This is a genomic window from Streptomyces montanus, from assembly GCF_005786655.1.
Lineage (GTDB): Bacteria > Actinomycetota > Actinomycetes > Streptomycetales > Streptomycetaceae > Streptomyces > Streptomyces sporangiiformans.
This window is the reverse complement of sequence record NZ_VBZC01000052.1, coordinates 1-19201: the sequence shown is the minus strand read 5'-3', so window position 1 is coordinate 19201 and position 19201 is coordinate 1. Positions and strand designations below refer to the sequence as shown.

15 protein-coding genes and 2 pseudogenes are annotated in these 19201 nt (G+C 70.1%); 11 read left to right on the top strand and 6 right to left on the bottom strand.

Features of this window, described 5'->3' with window-relative positions:
* Window positions 1–1161 carry a serine hydrolase domain-containing protein gene (locus tag FE633_RS34980; RefSeq protein WP_138049201.1) on the bottom strand — a complete coding sequence of 387 codons (1161 nt, stop codon included), beginning with the start codon at window positions 1159–1161 and terminating at the stop codon, window positions 1–3.
* 288 nt (window positions 1162–1449) lie between these two features.
* On the opposite strand from FE633_RS34980, the gene FE633_RS34975 reads away from it, so the two are divergent.
* On the top strand, window positions 1450–2742 hold the full coding sequence (locus FE633_RS34975) for an alginate lyase family protein (protein WP_138049200.1): 1293 nt from the start codon (window positions 1450–1452) through the stop codon (window positions 2740–2742).
* Between the two features lie 17 nt (window positions 2743–2759).
* Window positions 2760–4412 carry an RNA polymerase sigma factor gene (locus FE633_RS34970; protein ID WP_138049199.1) on the top strand — a complete coding sequence of 551 codons (1653 nt, stop codon included), beginning with the start codon at window positions 2760–2762 and terminating at the stop codon, window positions 4410–4412.
* Here FE633_RS34970 and FE633_RS34965 read toward each other — a convergent pair.
* Both FE633_RS34965 and FE633_RS34960 read right to left on the bottom strand, forming a co-directional pair.
* Window positions 4409–5101 (bottom strand): glycerophosphodiester phosphodiesterase, encoded by a 693-nt coding sequence (locus FE633_RS34965; protein ID WP_138049198.1) that lies wholly within the window; start codon window positions 5099–5101, stop codon window positions 4409–4411. The genes FE633_RS34970 and FE633_RS34965 overlap by 4 nt on opposite strands.
* 46 nt (window positions 5102–5147) lie before the next feature.
* Window positions 5148–6319 (bottom strand): annotated as a pseudogene (locus FE633_RS34960) (adenosine deaminase); the annotation flags it as partial.
* A 66-nt stretch (window positions 6320–6385) separates the two neighbouring features.
* On the opposite strand from FE633_RS34960, the gene FE633_RS34955 reads away from it, so the two are divergent.
* Window positions 6386–7303 carry a DUF4190 domain-containing protein gene (locus FE633_RS34955; RefSeq protein ID WP_246113971.1) on the top strand — a complete coding sequence of 306 codons (918 nt, stop codon included), beginning with the start codon at window positions 6386–6388 and terminating at the stop codon, window positions 7301–7303.
* Here the strand turns inward: FE633_RS34955 and FE633_RS34950 are convergent.
* Window positions 7290–7892: a riboflavin biosynthesis intermediates N-glycosidase gene (locus FE633_RS34950; protein ID WP_138049196.1), complete on the bottom strand. Its 603-nt coding sequence runs from the start codon at window positions 7890–7892 to the stop codon at window positions 7290–7292. The genes FE633_RS34955 and FE633_RS34950 overlap by 14 nt on opposite strands.
* Before the next feature lie 207 nt (window positions 7893–8099).
* On the opposite strand from FE633_RS34950, the gene FE633_RS34945 reads away from it, so the two are divergent.
* From FE633_RS34945 to FE633_RS34915, 7 genes are all read left to right on the top strand, one after another.
* Window positions 8100–9638: a gamma-aminobutyraldehyde dehydrogenase gene (locus tag FE633_RS34945; protein ID WP_138049195.1), complete on the top strand. Its 1539-nt coding sequence runs from the start codon at window positions 8100–8102 to the stop codon at window positions 9636–9638.
* 61 nt (window positions 9639–9699) lie between these two features.
* The gene (locus FE633_RS34940) at window positions 9700–10944 is read left to right on the top strand and encodes an ABC transporter substrate-binding protein (protein WP_138049194.1); all 1245 of its coding nucleotides are present in this window, start codon (window positions 9700–9702) and stop codon (window positions 10942–10944) included.
* A gap of 152 nt (window positions 10945–11096) precedes the next feature.
* Window positions 11097–12278: an ABC transporter ATP-binding protein gene (locus tag FE633_RS34935; RefSeq protein WP_138049193.1), complete on the top strand. Its 1182-nt coding sequence runs from the start codon at window positions 11097–11099 to the stop codon at window positions 12276–12278.
* The gene (locus FE633_RS34930) at window positions 12275–13210 is read left to right on the top strand and encodes an ABC transporter permease (RefSeq protein ID WP_138049192.1); all 936 of its coding nucleotides are present in this window, start codon (window positions 12275–12277) and stop codon (window positions 13208–13210) included. The genes FE633_RS34935 and FE633_RS34930 overlap by 4 nt, the downstream gene beginning before the upstream one ends.
* Window positions 13211–14011 (top strand): ABC transporter permease, encoded by an 801-nt coding sequence (locus FE633_RS34925; protein ID WP_138049191.1) that lies wholly within the window; start codon window positions 13211–13213, stop codon window positions 14009–14011.
* Window positions 14012–14016: 5 nt separating this feature from the next.
* Window positions 14017–15420: an NAD(P)/FAD-dependent oxidoreductase gene (locus tag FE633_RS34920; protein ID WP_138049190.1), complete on the top strand. Its 1404-nt coding sequence runs from the start codon at window positions 14017–14019 to the stop codon at window positions 15418–15420.
* A gap of 159 nt (window positions 15421–15579) precedes the next feature.
* Window positions 15580–16032: a hypothetical protein gene (locus tag FE633_RS34915; protein ID WP_138049189.1), complete on the top strand. Its 453-nt coding sequence runs from the start codon at window positions 15580–15582 to the stop codon at window positions 16030–16032.
* Here FE633_RS34915 and FE633_RS34910 read toward each other — a convergent pair.
* Together FE633_RS34910 and gabT are read right to left on the bottom strand one after the other, a co-directional pair.
* The gene (locus FE633_RS34910; RefSeq protein ID WP_342791235.1) at window positions 16027–16653 is read right to left on the bottom strand and encodes a phosphatase PAP2 family protein; all 627 of its coding nucleotides are present in this window, start codon (window positions 16651–16653) and stop codon (window positions 16027–16029) included. The genes FE633_RS34915 and FE633_RS34910 overlap by 6 nt on opposite strands.
* Before the next feature lie 351 nt (window positions 16654–17004).
* Window positions 17005–18339 (bottom strand): 4-aminobutyrate--2-oxoglutarate transaminase, encoded by a 1335-nt coding sequence (gabT, locus tag FE633_RS34905; protein WP_138049187.1) that lies wholly within the window; start codon window positions 18337–18339, stop codon window positions 17005–17007.
* Window positions 18340–18613: 274 nt separating this feature from the next.
* Here gabT and FE633_RS34900 point away from each other — a divergent pair.
* A pseudogene (locus FE633_RS34900) lies at window positions 18614–19201 on the top strand (ATP-binding protein); the annotation flags it as partial.

The following is a 19201-nucleotide window of genomic DNA, read 5'->3' as shown; positions in this document are numbered from 1 at the left end:
TCAGGTGAGGAACGTCGCGTTGAGGACCCGTTCGGCCACCGGGTTCATGTCCTCGCTCTTCGCGTCGGTCGCGTTGATCGAGTAGACGAGCGTGCGGGACAGGTCGGGGGTCGTGGCGATCACCGTGCTGTAGCCGGGGCGGGCGCCGGTCTTGAGCCAGAGGGCGACGCCGTCCTTTTCGTAGTACTGCAGACCCGCGCTCATGGTCGCGACGCCCTCCTTGACCTTCGGCAGCGTGAGCATCTCCTTCCTCAGGAGCGGACGCGGGACCACCTTTCCGCGGAACAGCCCGACGAGGAGGCGTTCCAGGTCAGCCGTCGTGGAGATCATGTCGCCCGCCGCCCACCGGTCCGACATGTTCCACTCGGTGGCGTCCACGAGACGGCCGTCGGCGAGTCTCTGGTAGCCGCGGTTGTGAGGGCCGTGGACGCGCGGGTCGGGGCCACCGGGGAAGGACGTGCGCCGCATACCGAGGGGCCTGAAGATCCGTACGGCCGCCTGGTGTTCGTACGAGTCGCCCGTGATCCTCTCGATGAGCATGCCGAGCACGGTGTAGTCGATGTTTCTGTACTGCTGCCGCTCGCCCGGGGCGTAGGGGGCGGGCCCCTTGGCGACGGAGGCGGCCACGACCTCCTCCGGCGTCAGCGTCTTGTAGCGGTTCTCGTAGCCCTCGCCGTTCACATCGCCCAGCGTGGAGCCCGCCTGCAAACCGCTCGTGAAGGTGAGCAACTGCCGTACCGTGATGGGCTTTTTGAAGGCGGCCGACAACAGTCCGGGAAGGTAGGTCTGAACGTGCCCGTTCAGGTCCACCTTTCCTTCCGCGGCGAGTTGGAGCACCACGGCCGCCGTGACGACCTTGGTCGTGGAACCGGCCCGGAAGCGGCCGTGCTCCAGGGCCGCGCGGCCGCTGACGAGGTCGTGCACCCCGGCGCTGCCGCGCCAACTGCCGTCCCTGCCGCCGACCCGGACGAGCGCGGCCGTCGCGTCGTCGTCCGGCAGCCCGGCGAGCGCGGCGCGCAGCGCCTTGACGTTCGGCCCGGCGGAATCCCGTAAGACGGTCGCGGTCTTGGCGGGGGAGGCCGAGGCGGTTCCGGCCAGGGGGCCGGCCGCCAGGCCCAGGACGACGAGAGCGGCGCAGGCGGTACGGATACGGGCGTGCATCAAAGGCTCCTCAGGGTCGTGGATGCCCTTGATCCTCCGGGCGTACGCCGTGACCGCGAATCGTCGACGAGGAGGGCACACCCCCTGGCCCGACCCTGAGTCAACGGACCTGTGCGACAAGGGTGTTGACAGGGATTTCCCCTAGGGCCGGGTCCTTGCCGCAGAAAAAAACTGTTATCCCGGAAGGCTCTGCTCCGTCTCCTTTGCACACGCGGCACACAAGGCACACACGCCTCCCGCACTCATGCCGCGCACCGCCCAAGACCCCGTCCGTCACAGGAGCTCTTCATGGCAGAGCACAACAAGCACCGGATCAGCCGCCGCAGCCTGTTCCAGATCGCAGGAGGCGTCGTCGCCGCGGGCGCTGTCGGCGGACTGGCGGTCTCGCTGAGCGGCCGTGACGCGGCGGATGCCGCGCAGACCGGCGATGCCGCGCAGACCGGCGGGTCGGCGACGCCCGGCACCACCGGCACGGACGGCGCGTTCGCGCACCCCGGGATGCTGCACAACGCCGAGGACCTCAACCGCGCCAAGGCCAAGGTCGCCGCGGGCGCCGACCCGTGGCTGTCCGGCTGGCAGAAACTGACGGCCAACCGGCACTCCGCGAGCACCTGGAGGCCCAACGCGCAGGCCAAGGTCGTCCGCGGCGGCACCGGACAGAACTACGTGATCCTCTACAACGACGTCCACGCCGCCTACCAGAACGCCCTGCGCTGGAAGATCGCCGGCACCAAGGAGAACGGGGACGCCGCCGTCGCGATCCTCAACGCCTGGTCGGACCGGCTCACGGAGCTCACCGGCAACGCCGACCGCTTCCTGGCCGCCGGAATCTACGGCTACCAGTTCGCGAACGCCGCCGAGTTGATGCGCGGATACGAGGGCTTCGACCTCGAACGCTTCCAGAAGATGATGCTCGACATCTTCCACCCCATGAACGAGGACTTCCTCACCCACCACAACGGCGCCGCTATCAGCAACTACTGGGCCAACTGGGACCTGTGCACCGTCGCGTCGGTCATGGCGATCGGCATCCTCTGCGACGACCGGGCGAAGTTCGACCGCGCCGTCGAGTACATGAAGACCGGTGAGGGCAACGGGTCCTTCCGGAACGCGATTCCGTTCGTCTACGAGGACCAGGGCCTCGCCCAGTGGCAGGAGAGCGGCCGCGACCAGGGGCACACCGTGTCGGGCGTGGGCCTGATGGGCGCGATCTGCGAGATGGCCTGGAATCAGGGCGTCGACCTGTACGGCTACGACAACGACCGCTTCCTGAAGGCCGCCCAGTACGTCGCCAAGTACAACCTCGGAGAGCAGGTGCCGTTCACCAAGTACACCTGGCGCAGCGGGACCGGGCGCGGCAAGTACAACGAGCAGACTGTGATCTCCGACATAGCCCGCGATCAGGATCGCCCGATTTGGGATCTCTTGCACTACCACTACGCCGGCCGCCGCCGGCTCTCCACGCCCTACCTCACGACGATGGCTGAGAATGTGCGTCCGGAAGGCGGAGGCGGCGACTACGGGCCGAACAGCGGCGGCTTCGATCAGCTCGGCTTCGGGACGCTGCTCTACGCCAAGTGACACCGGAGGGGACGTACGTGGACGGGCGTGAGTGGCGCTCCACCATCGCGGCCGCGCAGGCCGGCGACCGGCGTGCCCTCGACGAACTCGTCGAGGGCTGGCTGCCGCTGGTCTACAACATCGTGGGTCGCGCCCTGAACGGCCACGCGGACGTGGACGACGTCGTGCAGGAGACCATGCTGCGCGCCGTCGACAACCTCGGCTCGCTGCGTGATCCGGACAGTTTCCGCTCCTGGCTGGTGGCCATCGCGATGCGGCAGATACGTGACCGGGCGCGGCGGCGTACGTCCGAGTCGCTGTCCGAGGACGCGGCGCACGACGCCGCCGACTTCGCGGAACTCACCGTGCTGCGGCTTCAGTTGGAGGGCCAGCGGCGCGAGGTCGCGGAGGCGGTGCGCTGGCTCGACGACGAGGACCGGGAGCTTCTGTCGCTGTGGTGGCTGGAGGTCGCGGGCGAGATCACCCGGCGCGAGCTGGCCGCGGCCGTCGGTATCAGCCGGCAGCACGCCGCCGTGCGCGTCCAGCGGATGAAGGCACGCCTGGAGGCCGCGCGGGGCATCGTGCGGGCGCTCGACTCGTCCTGTCCCGAGCTGCGTGAGGTCACGGCCCGCTGGGACGGTCGGCCCGACTCGGTGTGGCGCAAGCGTCTGGCCCGGCACATCCGGGGCTGCGGCTACTGCTCGGGGTCGCACGAGTCCGTCGTACCGGCCGAGCGGCTGCTCGTAGGGATCGCGCTCGTCCCGATCCCGGTCGGCTTCACGCTCTCGCTGGCCTTCGGTGGCAAGACGGCGGTCGCGGCCACGACCGTCGGCTGGTCGGCCAAGGTCATCGGCGCGCTCACCAAGCCCGCCGTGGCCATGACGGCCGGGGCGACCATCGTCGCGGGCGGTACGTACGTCGTGACGCAGCCGGCGGACGAGCCGCCCCCGAGGGCCGCCCCCACGGCGTTGAGTACGGCCCGCCCCAAGCCCTCGCCCAAGCCCTCGCCCAAGCCATCCGCCTCGCCCGCACCGTCGCCGCCGCCGAAGAAGGTCGATCTGTACGGCACGGTCGTCGACGCCGTCGACCGGGCTCCCGACCCGAACGCGCGTCCCGCCGACCTGCCCCGCCGGCCCGCGTCCGGCCTCACCAGCAGCGGCGGCCCGAGGACCGTCATGAACCACCGCGGCGACAGCGTGACGCTCAAGGGCCAGGGCTACGTCCTGGTGCGCTGGCAGATCTTGCCGCAGTACCGGCCGGGCGGGTTGGTCATGCCGACCTGGACCGGTCTGCGGGGCAAGCTCTTCCACGTGGCGTCGGGCGGCGGCCGCCGGATGGACGACCCCCTCGGGGGCGACGACGGCTCCGTCACCGGCATGGGCGGGCCGGACATCGGCTACGCCGTCCTGCCGTCCGGAACCCAGCAGATGTGGCAGAACGAGTACTTCTACGTCGACGGCACCGTCACCCTCACCCAGAACGAGCGGGGCTGCGACTACAACATGACCGTCTTCCCGAGGAGCTGGGACGACATGAACAAGGACGTCATGACGGGCCCCGACCAGGGCGCGATCCGTTACGGCCTCGTCCGCGACAACGGCAAGGACACGGCGCCGGTCCCGCAGTACCTCACCCGCGCGAAACCGGAGGATCCGGCGACGGTGCCTCAGAAGTCCCAGGTGGCCGACTAGTTGCTCGTCACCTCGCGCAGTGAGCACAGCGTGTCGATGCGGTTCGTCGTGATCGAGTCGACGCCCGCGTCGAGCAGCCGTCGCATGGAGCGGCGGGTGTCGGGTGTCCAGACCGACAGCAGGTAGCCGTCGCGGTGGACGCGGGCGACGACGTTCCGGTCGACCAGGCTGAAGCGGTAGTTGAGCCAGCGCGGGCGTATCGCGTCGAGCAGGGCGGGGCGCGGCGGCGCGAGCGTCGTCCAGGTGAGGGCGATCTCCGCGGCGGGGTCGGCCGCGCGGACGGCGAGCATGGTCTCGGCCCCCGCGCTGTAGTACACCCGCTCGTCGGCACCGAGATCACGGATGACGTCCACGATCCGGCGTACCGCCCGGGGGTTCGCGGCGCCCGGCAGGTCGACCATGAAGCGGCCGTGGTCGGTCGCCTTCAGGGCTTCCTCCAGGGTGGGAACGCCGCCGGCGGTGAGCCCGCGCACCTCCTCCGCGGAGAGCGAGAGCAGCGGCCGGTCCTGCTCCCACAGCCGCTTCAGGGTCGCGTCGTGCAGCAGCACGGGCACGTCGTCGCGGGTCAGCCGGACATCGAACTCGACCGCGTCCGCGCCCAGGTCGAGCGCGGAACGCAGCGAGTCGATCGTGTTCTCACGGACGCGGTAGGGGTCGCCGCGATGGGCCACGGCTGTCACGGTGCGCATGGGCCCATTGTGCTGGCTCGGGCCCTGCCTGTTCAGCCGCACCTGTTCAGGGCGCGAGCCACGTGGAGGTGTATGTGTCGATCTCGGCGGTGATCCTCGCCTTGCCGGCCGGATCGAGGAACGACGCGTCGACGGCGTTCTTGGCGAGCGCGGCGAGACCCTGTTCGTCGAGGTCGAGGAGCCGGGCGGCCACCGCGTACTCGTTGTTGAGGTCGGTGCCGAACATCGGCGGGTCGTCGGAGTTGATGGTGACCAGCACGCCCGCGCCCACCATCTCCTTCAGGGGGTGCTCGTCGAGGGTGCGGACCGCGCGCGTGGCGATGTTGGAGGTCGGGCAGACCTCCAGGGGGATGCGGTGCTCGGCGAGATGCGCGAGGAGCTTCGGGTCGCGCGCGGCACTCGTGCCGTGTCCGATGCGCTCGGCGCGCAGCTCGCCCAGGGCGTCCCAGACGGTCTCCGGCCCGGTCGTCTCGCCCGCGTGCGGAACCGAGCGCAGGCCGGCCGCGATCGCGCGGTCGAAGTACGGCTTGAACTGCGGGCGGGATACGCCGATTTCGGGCCCGCCGAGCCCGAAGGAGACGAGTCCCTCGGGGCGGATCCTGTCGGTGGTGGCGAGCCGGACGGTTTCCTCGGCGGCCTGGAGCCCCGCCTCTCCCGGGATGTCGAAGCACCACTGCAGGACGGTCCCGAACTCGGTCTCCGCCGCCTTGCGGGCGTCCTCGATGGCGTCCATGAAGGCGACTTCGTCGATGCCCCGGCTGACCGAGGAGAACGGGGTGATGGTCAGCTCCGCATAGCGGATCTGCTGCCGCGCCATGTCGCGGGCGACCTCGTACGTCAGGAGCCTTATGTCCTCCGGGGTGCGGATGAGGTCCACGACCGACAGGTACAGCTCGATGAAGTGGGCGAAGTCCGTGAACGTGAAGTAGTCGACGAGGGCCTCGGGGTCGGTCGGCACCTTGGTGTCGGGGTGGCGGGCGGCCAGTTCGGCGACGATGCGCGGGGAGGCGGAGCCGACGTGGTGCACGTGGAGTTCTGCCTTGGGCAGTCCGGCGATGAAGGCGTGCAGGTCACGGGCGCCGGATGTGTCGCGTGCGTCGCCTGTGCCACGCGGGTCGAGGCGGTCGGTCAAGGGTTCCTCCCCGGGGAACGGCGCCCGGCCGGTGTCCGGCAGGGCGCGGGTGATCGGCTGATCGGTGGTGCGGGATCATCGTAGGCTGCGGCCCATGGGCGTGGGGCTCGGGCCGTAGCATGACGGAACGTACGACAGAGGGGACTCCGCGCATGTCCGACGACGCGCAGACGCCGGGTGCGCCGGAGAACGGTGACCCGGACCCGTGGGCTCCGCCCGAGCGCCGGGTGCCGACGGCCGGTGCCGCGACGCCAGAACCACAGGACATGGCTCCCCGTCCGCGGGTTCCGCTGGACAAGCCCGGCGCGGAGCCGAGCGGCACCCCGGGGCCGTCCTCGGTGCACGACCAGCAGACGGTCACCTCGCTGCCGGGCGCGGACATACCGAACCCGCCGGGTACGGGCATGCCGTCCGCGCCGAGCCCTCAGCCGTGGGCCAACCCCGTCGCACCCCCCGCCGCCTCCGCCCCTGGCAACCCGTTCGCGCCACCCGGCGGCGCCCAGCCCGGCAGCGCCTACCCCGCTCCCGGCGGCGCCTACCCCGCTCCCGGCGGCATGCCCCCGAACACGTCCGGTCACAGCAATCCCTTCGCCGCGCCGGGCGCCGGCGGTGAGCCCGTCCCCCCGCCTCCCATCTCTCCCGACGGCCCCGGCCAGGTGCCGTACGGCTACGGCTACCCGGGACAGCCCTACTACCCCTCCGCCCCCGGAGGCGGCCCGGGCTACGGCTGGCCCGGGATGCCCATGGCCCCGAGCAACGGGCTGGGCACGGCGGGGCTCGTGCTCGGGATCATCGCGGCGGTCGGCTTCTGCCTCTGGCCGCTGGCCATCGTCGTGGGCATCCTCGCGGTGATCTTCGGCGCGGTCGGCCGGGGCAAGGCACGCCGGGGCGAGGCGACCAACCCCGGCCAGGCCCTGGCGGGGATCATCTGCGGAGCCGTGGGCATCGTGCTGGGCGTGGCCGTGGGCGTGCTGGTGATCGTCGGCCCCGGCCTGTTCGGTGATGACGGAAGCAGCGACTCCGGCACCGGCGACGACGGCTTCAGCACCTCGCTCGTCACCGAACGCTGAGCGCCAACCGCTCCCGCGCCGCCATCAACGCGAACCCCAGCAGGTTCGGCCCCCGCCACCGCTCCGGATCGTGTGCGCGCTCGTCGTCCGCGGCGAGCCCGATGCCCCACACGCGGTCCACCGGGCTGGCTTCGACGAGGACCCTCCCCCAGCCTCCGGCCGGGGGGTTCCCCGTCTCGCTTCGCTCGCCTGTGCCCAGCAGAAACGCCTGGAGCTCGGCATGGGCGGCGAACTTGTGCACGCTGCCCTCCACCACGATCCCGAACCGCTCGCGCTCCCATATGGACTCGTCGAAGCCGCGCACCAGCCGCCCCGCCTTCTTGGCCTCGGCGGGATGCTCCGCGGCGAGCACCCGCCGCTCGGCCTCCGCGTCCTGGAACAGCCGGGCCTTGGCGGCCATCATCCAGTGCTCCGCCGTCCCGTACTCCACCCCGTCCACCGTGAACGGCGACGGCCACCACTGGCTCAGACAGCTCGCGCCCACCCGGCCGTCCGGCCGCGGCCGGTGCCCCCAGAAGTGCAGGTACTTGACCCTGCCCCCGGCCCGGACTTCGCTGGTCAGGGCCGCCCACGACTCGATCTTCCCCATACCGCGAGTGTGGCACCCACCACTGACAGTCCGTCCCGGTTTTCCGGGTGGACTCGACACCTTGTCGACAGATTCCGTCGCGTAACCAAAAGGCAACAACGGAATCACTTGTTGAGTGGGGTCTGCTCTGTCAGGATCGGCACTCAAATCGAGCCGGAGCCACGTCGGCCCCGCAGGAAAACGCGGCCGACGGCGGAGGAGAGCTACATGGTCGACCCGGGGCACAGCACGCGCGCCCAGGCACAGGAGTACGTGCGGGAACACTTCGCGGCCGGCGCGCAGTACATAGCGGGCCGTCCGGCCAGGGGCACCTCCGGCCACACCCACGCGGTGGTCGACCCGTCCACCGGCGAGCGCGTGTTCACGTACGAACTGGCGGGCACCGAGGACGTGGACGCCGCCGTCGCCGCCGCCCGGGACGCGTTCCCCGGCTGGTCGGCCGCGACGCCGGGCGAGCGCTCGGACGCCCTGCACCGGTTCGCCGCCGTACTCGCCGACCGCGCCGAGGAGTTCGCCCGCGCCGAGTCCCTGCAGTGCGGCAAGCCCCTCAAGCTGAGCCGGGAGTTCGACGTCCCGGGCACCGTCGACAACACCGCCTTCTTCGCGGGCGCGGCCCGGCACCTCCAGGGACAGTCCGCGGGCGAGTACTCCGGCGACCACACCTCGTACGTACGCCGTGAACCCATCGGTGTCGTCGGATCGATCGCGCCCTGGAACTACCCCCTCCAGATGGCCGCCTGGAAGGTCCTGCCGGCGATCGCCGCGGGCAACACCATCGTCCTGAAGCCCGCCGAGCTCACCCCGCTCACCTCACTGCTCTTCGCCGAGGCCGCCACGCGCGCGGGGATCCCCGACGGCGTCCTCAACATCGTCACCGGTACCGGCAAGGAGGCCGGCGAGCACCTGGTCGCGCACCCGGACGTGGCGATGACGTCCTTCACCGGCTCCACAGCCGTCGGCAAGCGCGTCGCCGAGGTCGCCACCTCCACCGTCAAGCGCCTCCACCTCGAACTCGGCGGCAAGGCCCCGTTCGTGGTCTTCGACGACGCCGACCTGGACGCCGCCGTGCACGGCGCCGTGGCGGGCTCGCTCATCAACACCGGCCAGGACTGCACGGCCGCCACGCGCGCGTACGTGCAAAGGCCCCTCTACGAAGAGTTCGTCTCCCGGACGGCCGACCTCATGGCGACCGTCCGGCTCGGCGACCCCTTCGCGCCGGACACCGACCTCGGCCCGCTCATCTCGCACGGCCAGCGCGACCGCGTCGCCGGTTTCGTCGACCGGGCACGCTCCTCCGCGCGCGTGGTCACCGGCGGCGAGATCCCTCATGGGTTCGAGGACGGCGCGTACTACCTGCCCACGCTCATCGCCGACGCCGCCCAGGACAGCGAGATCGTGCGGTCCGAGATCTTCGGCCCGGTGCTGGTCGTGCTGCCCTTCGACAGCGACGACGAGGGCATCCGGCTCGCCAACGACACCCCCTACGGTCTCGCCGCCTCCGCCTGGAGCCGTGACGTGTACCGAGCCAACCGCGCCACCCGTGAGATCAGGGCGGGCTGCGTATGGATCAACGACCACATCCCGATCATCAGCGAGATGCCGCACGGCGGCTACCGGGCGTCCGGCTTCGGCAAGGACATGTCCGCGTACTCCTTCGAGGAGTACACCCAGATCAAGCACGTCATGTTCGACAACACCGCGGTGGCCGTAAAGGACTGGCACCGCACCGTCTTCGGGGACCGATAGCAGCACACTGGCCGGCCGTCCGACCCGCGGCCGCTCACCCTCCGGAAAGGGCACCACGAGCATGGAGCAGTACGAGCCCGACCGCCTGTCCCCGGCCCGACTCGCCGCCGTGCGACGCGGCTTCGGGAGTGGCAGGGCCTCACTCACCCGCCGGTCGGTGCTGCGCGCTGCCACCGGCGGCGCGTTCGCCCTCGGCGGGATCGGGAGCTTGAGCGCCTGCGGGATCCCCGCGGCGAAGAACACCGCGGGCGTCTCGTCCGAGGACCACTCGGCCGAGGAGAAGCGGATCAACTTCTCCAACTGGACCGAGTACATGGACGTCGACGAGAGCGAGAAGCACCACCCCACGCTCGACGCGTTCACCAGGCGCACCGGCATCAAGGTCAAGTACACCGAGGACATCAACGACAACGTCGAGTTCTTCGGGAAGATCAAGCCCCAGCTCGCGGCGGGACAGGACACGGGACGCGACCTCATCTGCGTCACCGACTGGCTGGCCGCCCGGCTGATCCGCTTCGGGTGGGTCCAGAAACTGGACCCGTCCAACCTGCCGCACGCGTACGCCAACCTGTCCCAGCAGTTCCGCACCCCCGACTGGGATCCGGGACGCGCGTACTCCTACCCCTGGACCGGCATCTCCACGGTCATCGCGTACAACAAGAAGGCGCTGGACGGCGAGGAGGTGAAGTCCGTCTCCGACATGCTCGACAACCCCAGGCTCAAGGGGCGCGTCGGCTTCCTCTCGGAGATGCGCGACAGCATCGGTATGACGCTGCTGGACATGGACAAGGATCCGGCGAAGTTCACCGACGACGACTACGACGCGGCGATCGCCCGCCTCCAGAAGGCCGTCGACAACAGCCAGATCCGCCGCTTCACCGGCAACGACTACACGTCCGACCTCAGCAAGGGGGACCTCGCGGCCTGTATCGCCTGGGCCGGAGACGTCGTCCAGCTCAAGGCGGACACCCCCGACGTCGACTTCGTCATCCCGGACAGCGGGTACCTGACGTCGACCGACAATCTTCTGGTCCCCAACAAGGCGCGCCACAAGACCAACGCGGAACGGCTCATCGACTACTACTACGAGCCGCGGCCCGCCGCCGAACTCGCCGCGTACATCAACTACGTGTGCCCCGTGGACGGTGTGAAGGCCGAGCTCGCGAGGGTCGACCCCGACGCGGCGAACAACCCGCTGATCATTCCCGACGCGGCCATGGCCGCCAAGTCGCACTCCTTCCGCTCCCTGAGCCAGAAGGAAGAGACGGCCTACGAAGAGAAGTTCGCCAAGCTGACCGGGGCGTAACGCCTCCGGCGGGCGCGGCTTCGGGTGTTCGGGCCGCCCGCCCGTTACCCCGAGCGGCACCGGCCCCGCCGCCCGCAACGCCTGACCGCCGCTGTATCCGCGGCCCCGCCCGGGCCGGCCACGAAGCCCACCCCGACATCCAGGACCACACCATGACGAAAGACCGCGGCGGCGACGTCCGCCTCTCCGGGATCAGCAAGACGTACGGCTCCTTCACCGCCGTCCAGCCGCTCGACCTGACCGTGCCCCAGGGATCGTTCTTCGCCCTGCTCGGTGCGTCGGGCTGCGGCAAGACCACCACCCTGCGCATGATCGCGGGCCTGGAGGAGCCCACATCGGGGACCGTGTCCCTGGGCGACCAGGACGTGACCCGTCTGCCGCCCTACAAGCGGCCCGTGAACACGGTCTTCCAGTCGTACGCGCTCTTCCCGCACCTCGACATCTTCGAGAACGTCGCCTTCGGACTGCGCCGACGCGGCATCAAGTCGGTGAAGAAGCAGGTCGAGGACATGCTCGACCTCGTCCAACTCGGTGAACAGGCCCGCAAGAAGCCACACCAGCTCTCGGGCGGCCAGCAGCAGCGTGTCGCCGTCGCCCGCGCGCTGATCAACCACCCCAAGGTGCTGCTCCTCGACGAGCCGCTCGGCGCTCTCGACCTCAAGCTGCGCCGCCAGATGCAGCTCGAACTCAAGCGCATCCAGACCGAGGTGGGCATCACCTTCATCCATGTCACGCACGACCAGGAGGAGGCCATGACCATGGCCGACACGGTCGCCGTGATGAACGCGGGCCGAGTCGAGCAGCTCGGCTCGCCCGCCGACCTCTACGAGAACCCGCAGACCACGTTCGTCGCCAACTTCCTCGGCACCTCGAACCTCATCGAGGCCGAGGTCGACACCCGGAGCGGCGACGAGATCGTCCTCACGGCGGGCGGCGGCAAGCTCACCCTGCCCGAGGCGCGGTGCTCCGCGCCCACCACGACCGGCGGCAAGGTCGTCGTGGGCATCCGCCCCGAGAAGATCACCCTCACGCACGCCGACGACGCGGGCGAGATCCCCGAAGGACGCAACCGCATCACCGGGAAGATCGCCGACACCAGTTTCATAGGCGTCTCCACGCAGTACGTCATCGACAGCCCCGTCTGCCCCGAGTTCGAGGTCTACGCCCAGAACATCGACCGCGACCCCCGGCTCGTCCCCGGCACCGAGGTCGTCCTGCACTGGAGTCCGGCGCACACGTTCGGTCTCGACGCGGCCCAGTCCCTGCTCGCCGGGACGGTGGGCTCCGCCGGTGTGGAAACGGCGGAGCCGGAAGCAGGGGTGACCGTCCGATGACGACCCTCACCGAGGCGCCACCGCCTCTCGCGCCCGGCCCCGCCGCCACCACCGGGAAGCCCCCGCGCAGAAGAGGCCGCCTCACTCCGTACTGGCTGCTCCTCCCCGGCATCCTCTGGCTGCTGCTCTTCTTCGCGCTGCCGATGGTCTACCAGGCCTCCACGTCCGTGCAGACGGGATCCCTGGAGGAGGGCTACAAGGTCACCTGGCACTTCGCGACCTACTGGGACGCGTTGTCCGCGTACTGGCCGCAGTTCCTGCGCTCGGTCCTCTACGCCGGCACGGCCACGGCCCTGTGCCTGCTGCTCGGCTACCCGCTCGCGTATCTGATCGCGTTCCGTGCGGGCCGCTGGCGCAATCTGATCCTGATCCTGGTGATCGCGCCGTTCTTCACCAGTTTCCTGATCCGTACGCTCGCCTGGAAGACGATCCTCGCGGACGGCGGCCCGGTCGTCGGCGCCCTGGGCTCGCTGCACCTGCTGGACGTCACCAGCGCGCTCGGCATCACGGCCGGGGACCGCGTCCTGGCCACGCCCCTCGCGGTGGTCTGCGGTCTCACCTACAACTTCCTGCCGTTCATGATCCTGCCGCTCTACACCTCGCTGGAGCGCATCGACGGACGGCTGCACGAGGCGGCGGGCGATCTCTACGCCAAGCCCTTCACGACGTTCCGCAAGGTGACGTTCCCGCTGTCGATGCCGGGTGTCGTCTCCGGCACGCTGCTGACCTTCATCCCGGCGAGCGGTGACTATGTGAACGCCGATCTCCTCGGGTCCACGGACACCCGCATGGTCGGAAACGTCATCCAGACCCAGTTCCTGCGAACTCTCGACTATCCGACGGCCGCGGCCCTCTCGTTCATCCTCATGGCCGGGATTCTCCTCATCGTCACGCTCTACATCCGCAAGTCCGGGACGGAGGATCTGGTCTAAATGACCTTCGTACGCTGGTTCAAGCGCCATCTCGTCGTCATCGCGGGCCTGTTGACCCTCGGTTATCTGCTCCTTCCGAACGTCGTCGTCACGGTGTTCTCCTTCAACAATCCGAAGGGGCGCTTCAATTACGAGTGGCAGCAGTTCTCCACGGATGCCTGGACCGATCCATGCGGGGTCGCCGACCTGTGCGGTTCGCTGTCGCTGAGCCTGCGGATCGCGGCCTGGGCGACGCTCGGCGCGACGGTTCTCGGTACGCTGATCGCCTTCGCGCTCGTGCGCTACCGCTTCCGCGCGCGGGGAGCGGTCAACTCGCTGATCTTCCTTCCGATGGCGATGCCCGAGGTCGTGATGGCCGCCTCGCTGCTCACGCTCTTCCTCAACATGGGCGTGCGGCTCGGCTTCTGGACGATTCTGATCGCCCACATCATGTTCTGCCTCAGCTTTGTCGTGACGGCCGTCAAAGCGCGCGTCATGTCGATGGACCCGAGCCTGGAGCAGGCGGCGCAGGACCTGTACGCGGGCCCGCTGCAGACGTTCCTCAGGGTCACCCTGCCGATCGCGGCCCCCGGAATCGCGGCGGGCGCGCTGCTCGCCTTCGCGCTGTCCTTCGACGATTTCATCATCACCAATTTCAACGCGGGCGCGACCGTCACCTTTCCCATGTTCGTCTGGGGTTCGGCACAGCGCGGAACTCCCGTTCAGATCAACGTCATCGGTACGGCCATGTTCATCGTCGCCGTGCTGCTCGTGCTGTCCGGCACGGTCATCGGCAATCGCCGCAGGCGGCACACGGCATGAGCGCCATGACCCGTTGGACGAAATCCCTTTCCGACGCCCAGCCGGTCCCGTACTGGCTGGACGACCCCGGCAGACCCCACCCCGAGCCGGCTCTCACCACCGCCGAAAGCTGCGACCTGCTCGTCGTCGGCGGCGGCTACAGCGGGCTGTGGACCGCGCTCCTCGCCAAGGAACGCGATCCGCGGCGGGACGTGGTGCTGGTCGAAGGCCGTGAGGCGGGCTGGGCCGCCTCCGGCCGCAACGGCGGCTTCTGCGCGGCCTCGCTCACGCACGGCCTGGCCAACGGCCTCGCCCGCTGGCCGGACGAGATCCACCAACTGCAGAAACTGGGCGCCCGCAACCTCGACGAGATCGAGGCGACCGTCGACCGCTACTCCCTCGACTGCGACTTCGGGCGCACCGGCGAGATCGACGTCGCCACCGCGCCGTACCAGGCCGCCGGACTCCGTGCGTGGTACGAGGAGCTGGTGCGCCACGGCCTCGCGGACGGCATCGAGTACCTGGACGCCGATGCCGTACGTCAACAAGTCGACTCACCGACCTTCCTCGGTGGCCTCCACGACCGCCACGGCGTCGCGCTCCTGAACCCGGCCCGACTCTCCTGGGGCCTCAAGCGCGCCTGCATCGGCCTGGGCGTCCGCGTGTACGAGCACACGCCCGCGCTCACCCTGCGGGCGCACGGCGCCGGAATGGCCGTACGCACTCCGTACGGCAGCGTCCGCGCCCGCCGGGTCGCGCTCGGTACCAACATCTTCCCGAACCTGGTCAGACGGGTCCGCCCCTACACCGTCCCGGTCTACGACTACGCGCTGATGACCGAGCCGCTCACCACCGACCAACTGGCTTCCGTGGGCTGGCGGAACCGCCAGGGACTCGGCGACAGCGCCAACCAGTTCCACTATTTCCGGCTGTCGGCCGACAACCGCGTCCTGTGGGGCGGATACGACGCGGTCTATCCGTACGGCGGCAGGGTGCGTGCCGAGTACGACGACCGCCCGGAGACGTACGCGAAGCTCGCCGGGCACTTCTTCACCTGCTTCCCGCAGCTGGAGGGTGTCCGCTTCACACACGCGTGGGGCGGCGCGATCGACACCTGCTCCCGCTTCTCGGCCTTCTTCGGTACGGCACATCGGGGACGGGTCGCGTACGCGGCCGGCTACACCGGGCTGGGCGTGGGGGCGACCCGGTTCGGCGCGGACGTGATGCTCGACCTGCTGGCGGGGGAACGCACCGAACGTACGGCCCTGGAAATGGTCCGCAAGAAGCCGCTGCCCTTCCCGCCGGAGCCCTTCGCCTGGACGGGGATCGCGCTCACCAAGTGGTCGCTGGCGCGGGCGGACGCCCACGACGGCCGGCGCAATCTGTGGCTGAAGACCATGGACCGGCTGGGGCTCGGTTTCGACAGCTGACGGCGCGTGGTCCGCAGCGTGATCCACCGGCGTGCGCCCAGCTCGAAGACCGTCACCGGGTCACCACCAACAAGTCGCCGGAACCGCGTAATGCCCGGCCGGGACCCCTCTCTCTCCAATGACGCGAACCGCGTCGGCACGAGAAAGAGAGGACCCCTGATGACTGAGGCGAAGACGGCGGTCGAGTGGCTCGCTTCGGTGGCTCCGCACCCCGAGGTCTGCCGCTGGGAATGGGACCACAGCCCCCTGGGGGTCACGCTGCTGCCGGCGGGCAGGCTGTGGGACGTACTCATCCTGCCGGGCGAGCTCGGCATCGCCACGCTCGACGTACTGACGCGGGTCATCGACCAGCCGGGGCCGGTGCTCGTCGATTTCGGCGACGCCCGGACGGGGTTCTTCGTGCCGCCGGGTACGGCGGCACGCTGGCTCGGCACGGGGGTGCGCGCCGCCGGTCTCGGCACCTGGATCGTGGTGCCGTGTCCGGGCCGCTCCACCGGCGGCACCCGCTGGCTGGTCCCGCCGGACGGCTCGGGCACGCTGACGGATCCGGCGCTGCTGGAACTGGCGATGCACGAGGCGGCGGCCGCTCTGGCGAGCGGCGAAGGGTTATGAGCCGCCCTGGCGTCGGCCGCCTGTGCGGCCGACGCGGTGCAGGAACACGGTGAGCGTGATCAGCAGCATCGCGCTCAGGACTAGGCTTCCCGCCACGTCCAGCGGCCAGTGGTAGCCGCGTCGGATCAGACCGAAGCCGACGGCGACGACCAACACCACACAGGCGATGGTGAGTTCGCGGCGGACGTAGGTGTCGCGCAGCCAGGGAAGCAGGAGCAGGACGGCCGCCCCATAGGCGACGGCGGCCGTCGCCGTGTGGCCCGAGGGATAGAAGCCGTCGCCCTCCATGCCGGGTGGGCCCGCCCGGCCGACGACCGCCTTCAGCGGGGCGATCAGAGCCGGTACGGCGGCCAGGGCGACCAGGGCCGCGAGCGGCGGGAGCCACCAGCGGGGCGTACCGGCGCGACGCGCGCGCCAGGCGACGTACGCGAGGACCGCGACCAGCACCGGGACGGCGACGATGAAGTTCCCCAGGTCCGCGAGGAACTCGGCGGCGCCGCCCGGGAGACGGCTGCCCGTGATCGCACGCCCGAGGCGCTCGTCGGCGCGGCGCAGCGGAGTGTCGACGGCCGCCTGCCAGGTGAGGAACGCGAAGAGAAGGGCCAGACCGCCCAGAAACAAGGTCGGCCGCCCCGGAACAGGGGGGGAAGTTCCGAGACGGCCGTCCAGACCGGGTCGTCGCACGCCCCGGGGGGTTTGGGGCGGGCGACTGTCCGATCGGTGAGGAGATCTGAAGCCGGAAGCTCCAGTTGTGTGCGCGATGGCACGACCAGGGTGAGGCTGGGGAGGCCCCGACCTGGTGTCACCCACAGTCCCCTGTGGGCGGGGTGTATCTCTCATCTGGGTAGAACTTACGACAGGGGATCGGCCTCCGACAGACGGATAGGGCACCCGTCATGCACCTCGCACACGTTCTTCACATGCCCTGCTCCTGGCTTCCGCTACACCGGAACCAGATGCGAGAGGCCCTGCTCAGATGCGGGTGAAGGCCTGCTCGAGGATGTCGAGCCCCTCAGTGAGCAGATCCTCGCCGATGACCAGCGGCGGCAGGAAGCGCAGCACGTTGCCGTAGGTGCCACAGGTCAGGACCAGCAGGCCCTCCTGATGGCAGGCCTTGGCGAGCGCGGCGGTGGCCTCGGGGTTCGGCTCCTTGGTGGCCGGGTCCTTCACGAGCTCGATGGCGATCATGGCGCCGCGGCCCCGGACGTCGCCGATGATGTCGTACTTCTCCTGCATGGCACCGAGACGCGCCTTCATGACCGTCTCGATGTGCCGCGCCCTGGACTTGAGGTCGAGCTCCTTCATGGTCTCGATCGAGCCGAGGGCGCCCGCGCAGGCGACGGGGTTGCCGCCGTAGGTGCCGCCCAGGCCACCCACGTGCGCGGCGTCCATGATCTCGGCGCGGCCGGTGACGGCGGCCAGCGGCAGCCCGCCCGCGATGCCCTTCGCCGTGGTGATCAGGTCGGGGACGATGCCCTCGTCCTCGCACGCGAACCACTGACCGGTGCGGCAGAAGCCGGACTGGATCTCGTCCGCGACGAACACGATGCCGTGGTCCTCGGCGAACTTGCTGAGCGCGGGAAGGAAGCCCTTCGCCGGCTCGATGAAACCGCCCTCGCCCAGCACCGGTTCGATGACGATCGCGGCCACGTTCTCCGCGCCGACCTGCTTGCTGATCTGGTCGATGGCCTGCGCGGCGGCCTCGGGGCCGCAGTTCTCGGCACCGGTCGGCCAGCGGTAGCCGTACGCCATCGGCATGCGGTAGATCTCGGGCGCGAACGGACCGAAGCCGTGCTTGTACGGCATGTTCTTGGAGGTCAGCGCCATCGTGAGGTTCGTACGGCCGTGGTAGCCGTGGTCGAAGACGACGACGGCCTGGCGCTTGGTGTACGAGCGGGCGATCTTGACGGCGTTCTCGACGGCCTCGGCACCGGAGTTGAACAGCGCGGACTTCTTGGCGTGGTCGCCGGGGGTGAGCTCGGCCAGCGCCTCGGCGACGGCCACGTAGCCCTCGTACGGCGTGACCATGAAACAGGTGTGGGTGAAGTCCTGCAGCTGGGCGGAGGCGCGGCGTACGACGGCCTCGGCGGACGCGCCGACGCTGGTCACCGCGATGCCGGAGCCGAAGTCGATCAGCCGGTTCCCGTCGACGTCCTCGATGATCCCGCCGCCCGCGCGCGCGGTGAACACGGGCAGCACGGACCCCACACCGGCCGCGACCACGGCGGTACGGCGGGCCTGCAACTCCTGCGACTTCGGGCCGGGGATGGCGGTGACGACGCGGCGCTCCTGCGGAAGTGCGCTCATGAGGGGCTCCCTGGGGTCGTGCGGACGGGTTCTTCGCGCAATCGGCTTCTTCGCGCAATCGGCTTCTTTCCTCGCAGGCTAGGGCCGGGGACGGGGAGTGGGCATGCTCCATGTGGGTGTTGTCGGGACCTCGCGTTGTCCGCCGTGGACATTGCGGCGGCTCCGCGGTCGGGCCCCGCCCGGCCGGGTAAGCGGTGAACTCCCCTTGCGGGGGCATTAGATTGGCTCGCTGATGGTGAATGGAGCAGCTGGTCAGGGAGCGGGAGCGGGAGCGATGGACAGCGACGGTACGCAGGACGCACGGGGCACACATGCCGATCGTGTGCCGCGCCCGGCGGCACCGCCTCACGTGCCGCCGCGGCCCACGCAGGCACCGGGCGCGCCGCCGCTGCCGGACGGATCGCAGTTTCTGGCGTGGCTGCGGACCCACCGGCCCGAGGCGGCGCCGGGCGTCTGGCGGTTCGGGCACCGGCCGCGGCCGGACGAGGAACCCGAGGTCATCCCCACCCGGCAGCTGCTCAGTGGCGCGCTGATCGCCTTCCTCGTGGGGTGGCTGATCTGGTCGCTGCTGTGGAACGGCTACCTGGGCGGCTGGTGGGTCCTGCCGCTCGAACTGTTCACACCGGATTCCTGGCGTCACAGCGGGGACCAGGTCGCCAACGCCTTCCTCTGGTACGGCTACTACACCGTGATCGCCCTGGCCATCATGGTGGCCGTCGGGCGGCTCGGCCGCTGGGGCGAGGTGTGGCGCCGCTTCGGGCCGCCCGCCTGGCGCCGGGCCGCGCCCACGACCGAGCGGCCGCCCACGCCCGAGGAGGACCCCGCCCAGTGGCCCCAGCTGCGGGCCGCCGGAGCCACGGAC

Excerpts from the sequence above, each read along its gene's own strand:
- FE633_RS34980 (WP_138049201.1), bottom strand. The coding sequence starts at position 1,161 with ATGCACGCCCGTATCCGTACCGCCTGCGCCGCTCTCGTCGTCCTGGGC.
- FE633_RS34975 (WP_138049200.1), top strand. The coding sequence starts at position 1,450 with ATGGCAGAGCACAACAAGCACCGGATCAGCCGCCGCAGCCTGTTCCAG.
- FE633_RS34965 (WP_138049198.1), bottom strand. The coding sequence starts at position 5,101 with ATGCGCACCGTGACAGCCGTGGCCCATCGCGGCGACCCCTACCGCGTC.
- FE633_RS34955 (WP_246113971.1), top strand. The coding sequence starts at position 6,386 with ATGTCCGACGACGCGCAGACGCCGGGTGCGCCGGAGAACGGTGACCCG.
- FE633_RS34950 (WP_138049196.1), bottom strand. The coding sequence starts at position 7,892 with ATGGGGAAGATCGAGTCGTGGGCGGCCCTGACCAGCGAAGTCCGGGCC.
- FE633_RS34945 (WP_138049195.1), top strand. The coding sequence starts at position 8,100 with ATGGTCGACCCGGGGCACAGCACGCGCGCCCAGGCACAGGAGTACGTG.
- FE633_RS34940 (WP_138049194.1), top strand. The coding sequence starts at position 9,700 with ATGGAGCAGTACGAGCCCGACCGCCTGTCCCCGGCCCGACTCGCCGCC.
- FE633_RS34935 (WP_138049193.1), top strand. The coding sequence starts at position 11,097 with ATGACGAAAGACCGCGGCGGCGACGTCCGCCTCTCCGGGATCAGCAAG.
- FE633_RS34930 (WP_138049192.1), top strand. The coding sequence starts at position 12,275 with ATGACGACCCTCACCGAGGCGCCACCGCCTCTCGCGCCCGGCCCCGCC.
- FE633_RS34925 (WP_138049191.1), top strand. The coding sequence starts at position 13,211 with ATGACCTTCGTACGCTGGTTCAAGCGCCATCTCGTCGTCATCGCGGGC.
- FE633_RS34920 (WP_138049190.1), top strand. The coding sequence starts at position 14,017 with ATGACCCGTTGGACGAAATCCCTTTCCGACGCCCAGCCGGTCCCGTAC.
- FE633_RS34915 (WP_138049189.1), top strand. The coding sequence starts at position 15,580 with ATGACTGAGGCGAAGACGGCGGTCGAGTGGCTCGCTTCGGTGGCTCCG.
- gabT (WP_138049187.1), bottom strand. The coding sequence starts at position 18,339 with ATGAGCGCACTTCCGCAGGAGCGCCGCGTCGTCACCGCCATCCCCGGC.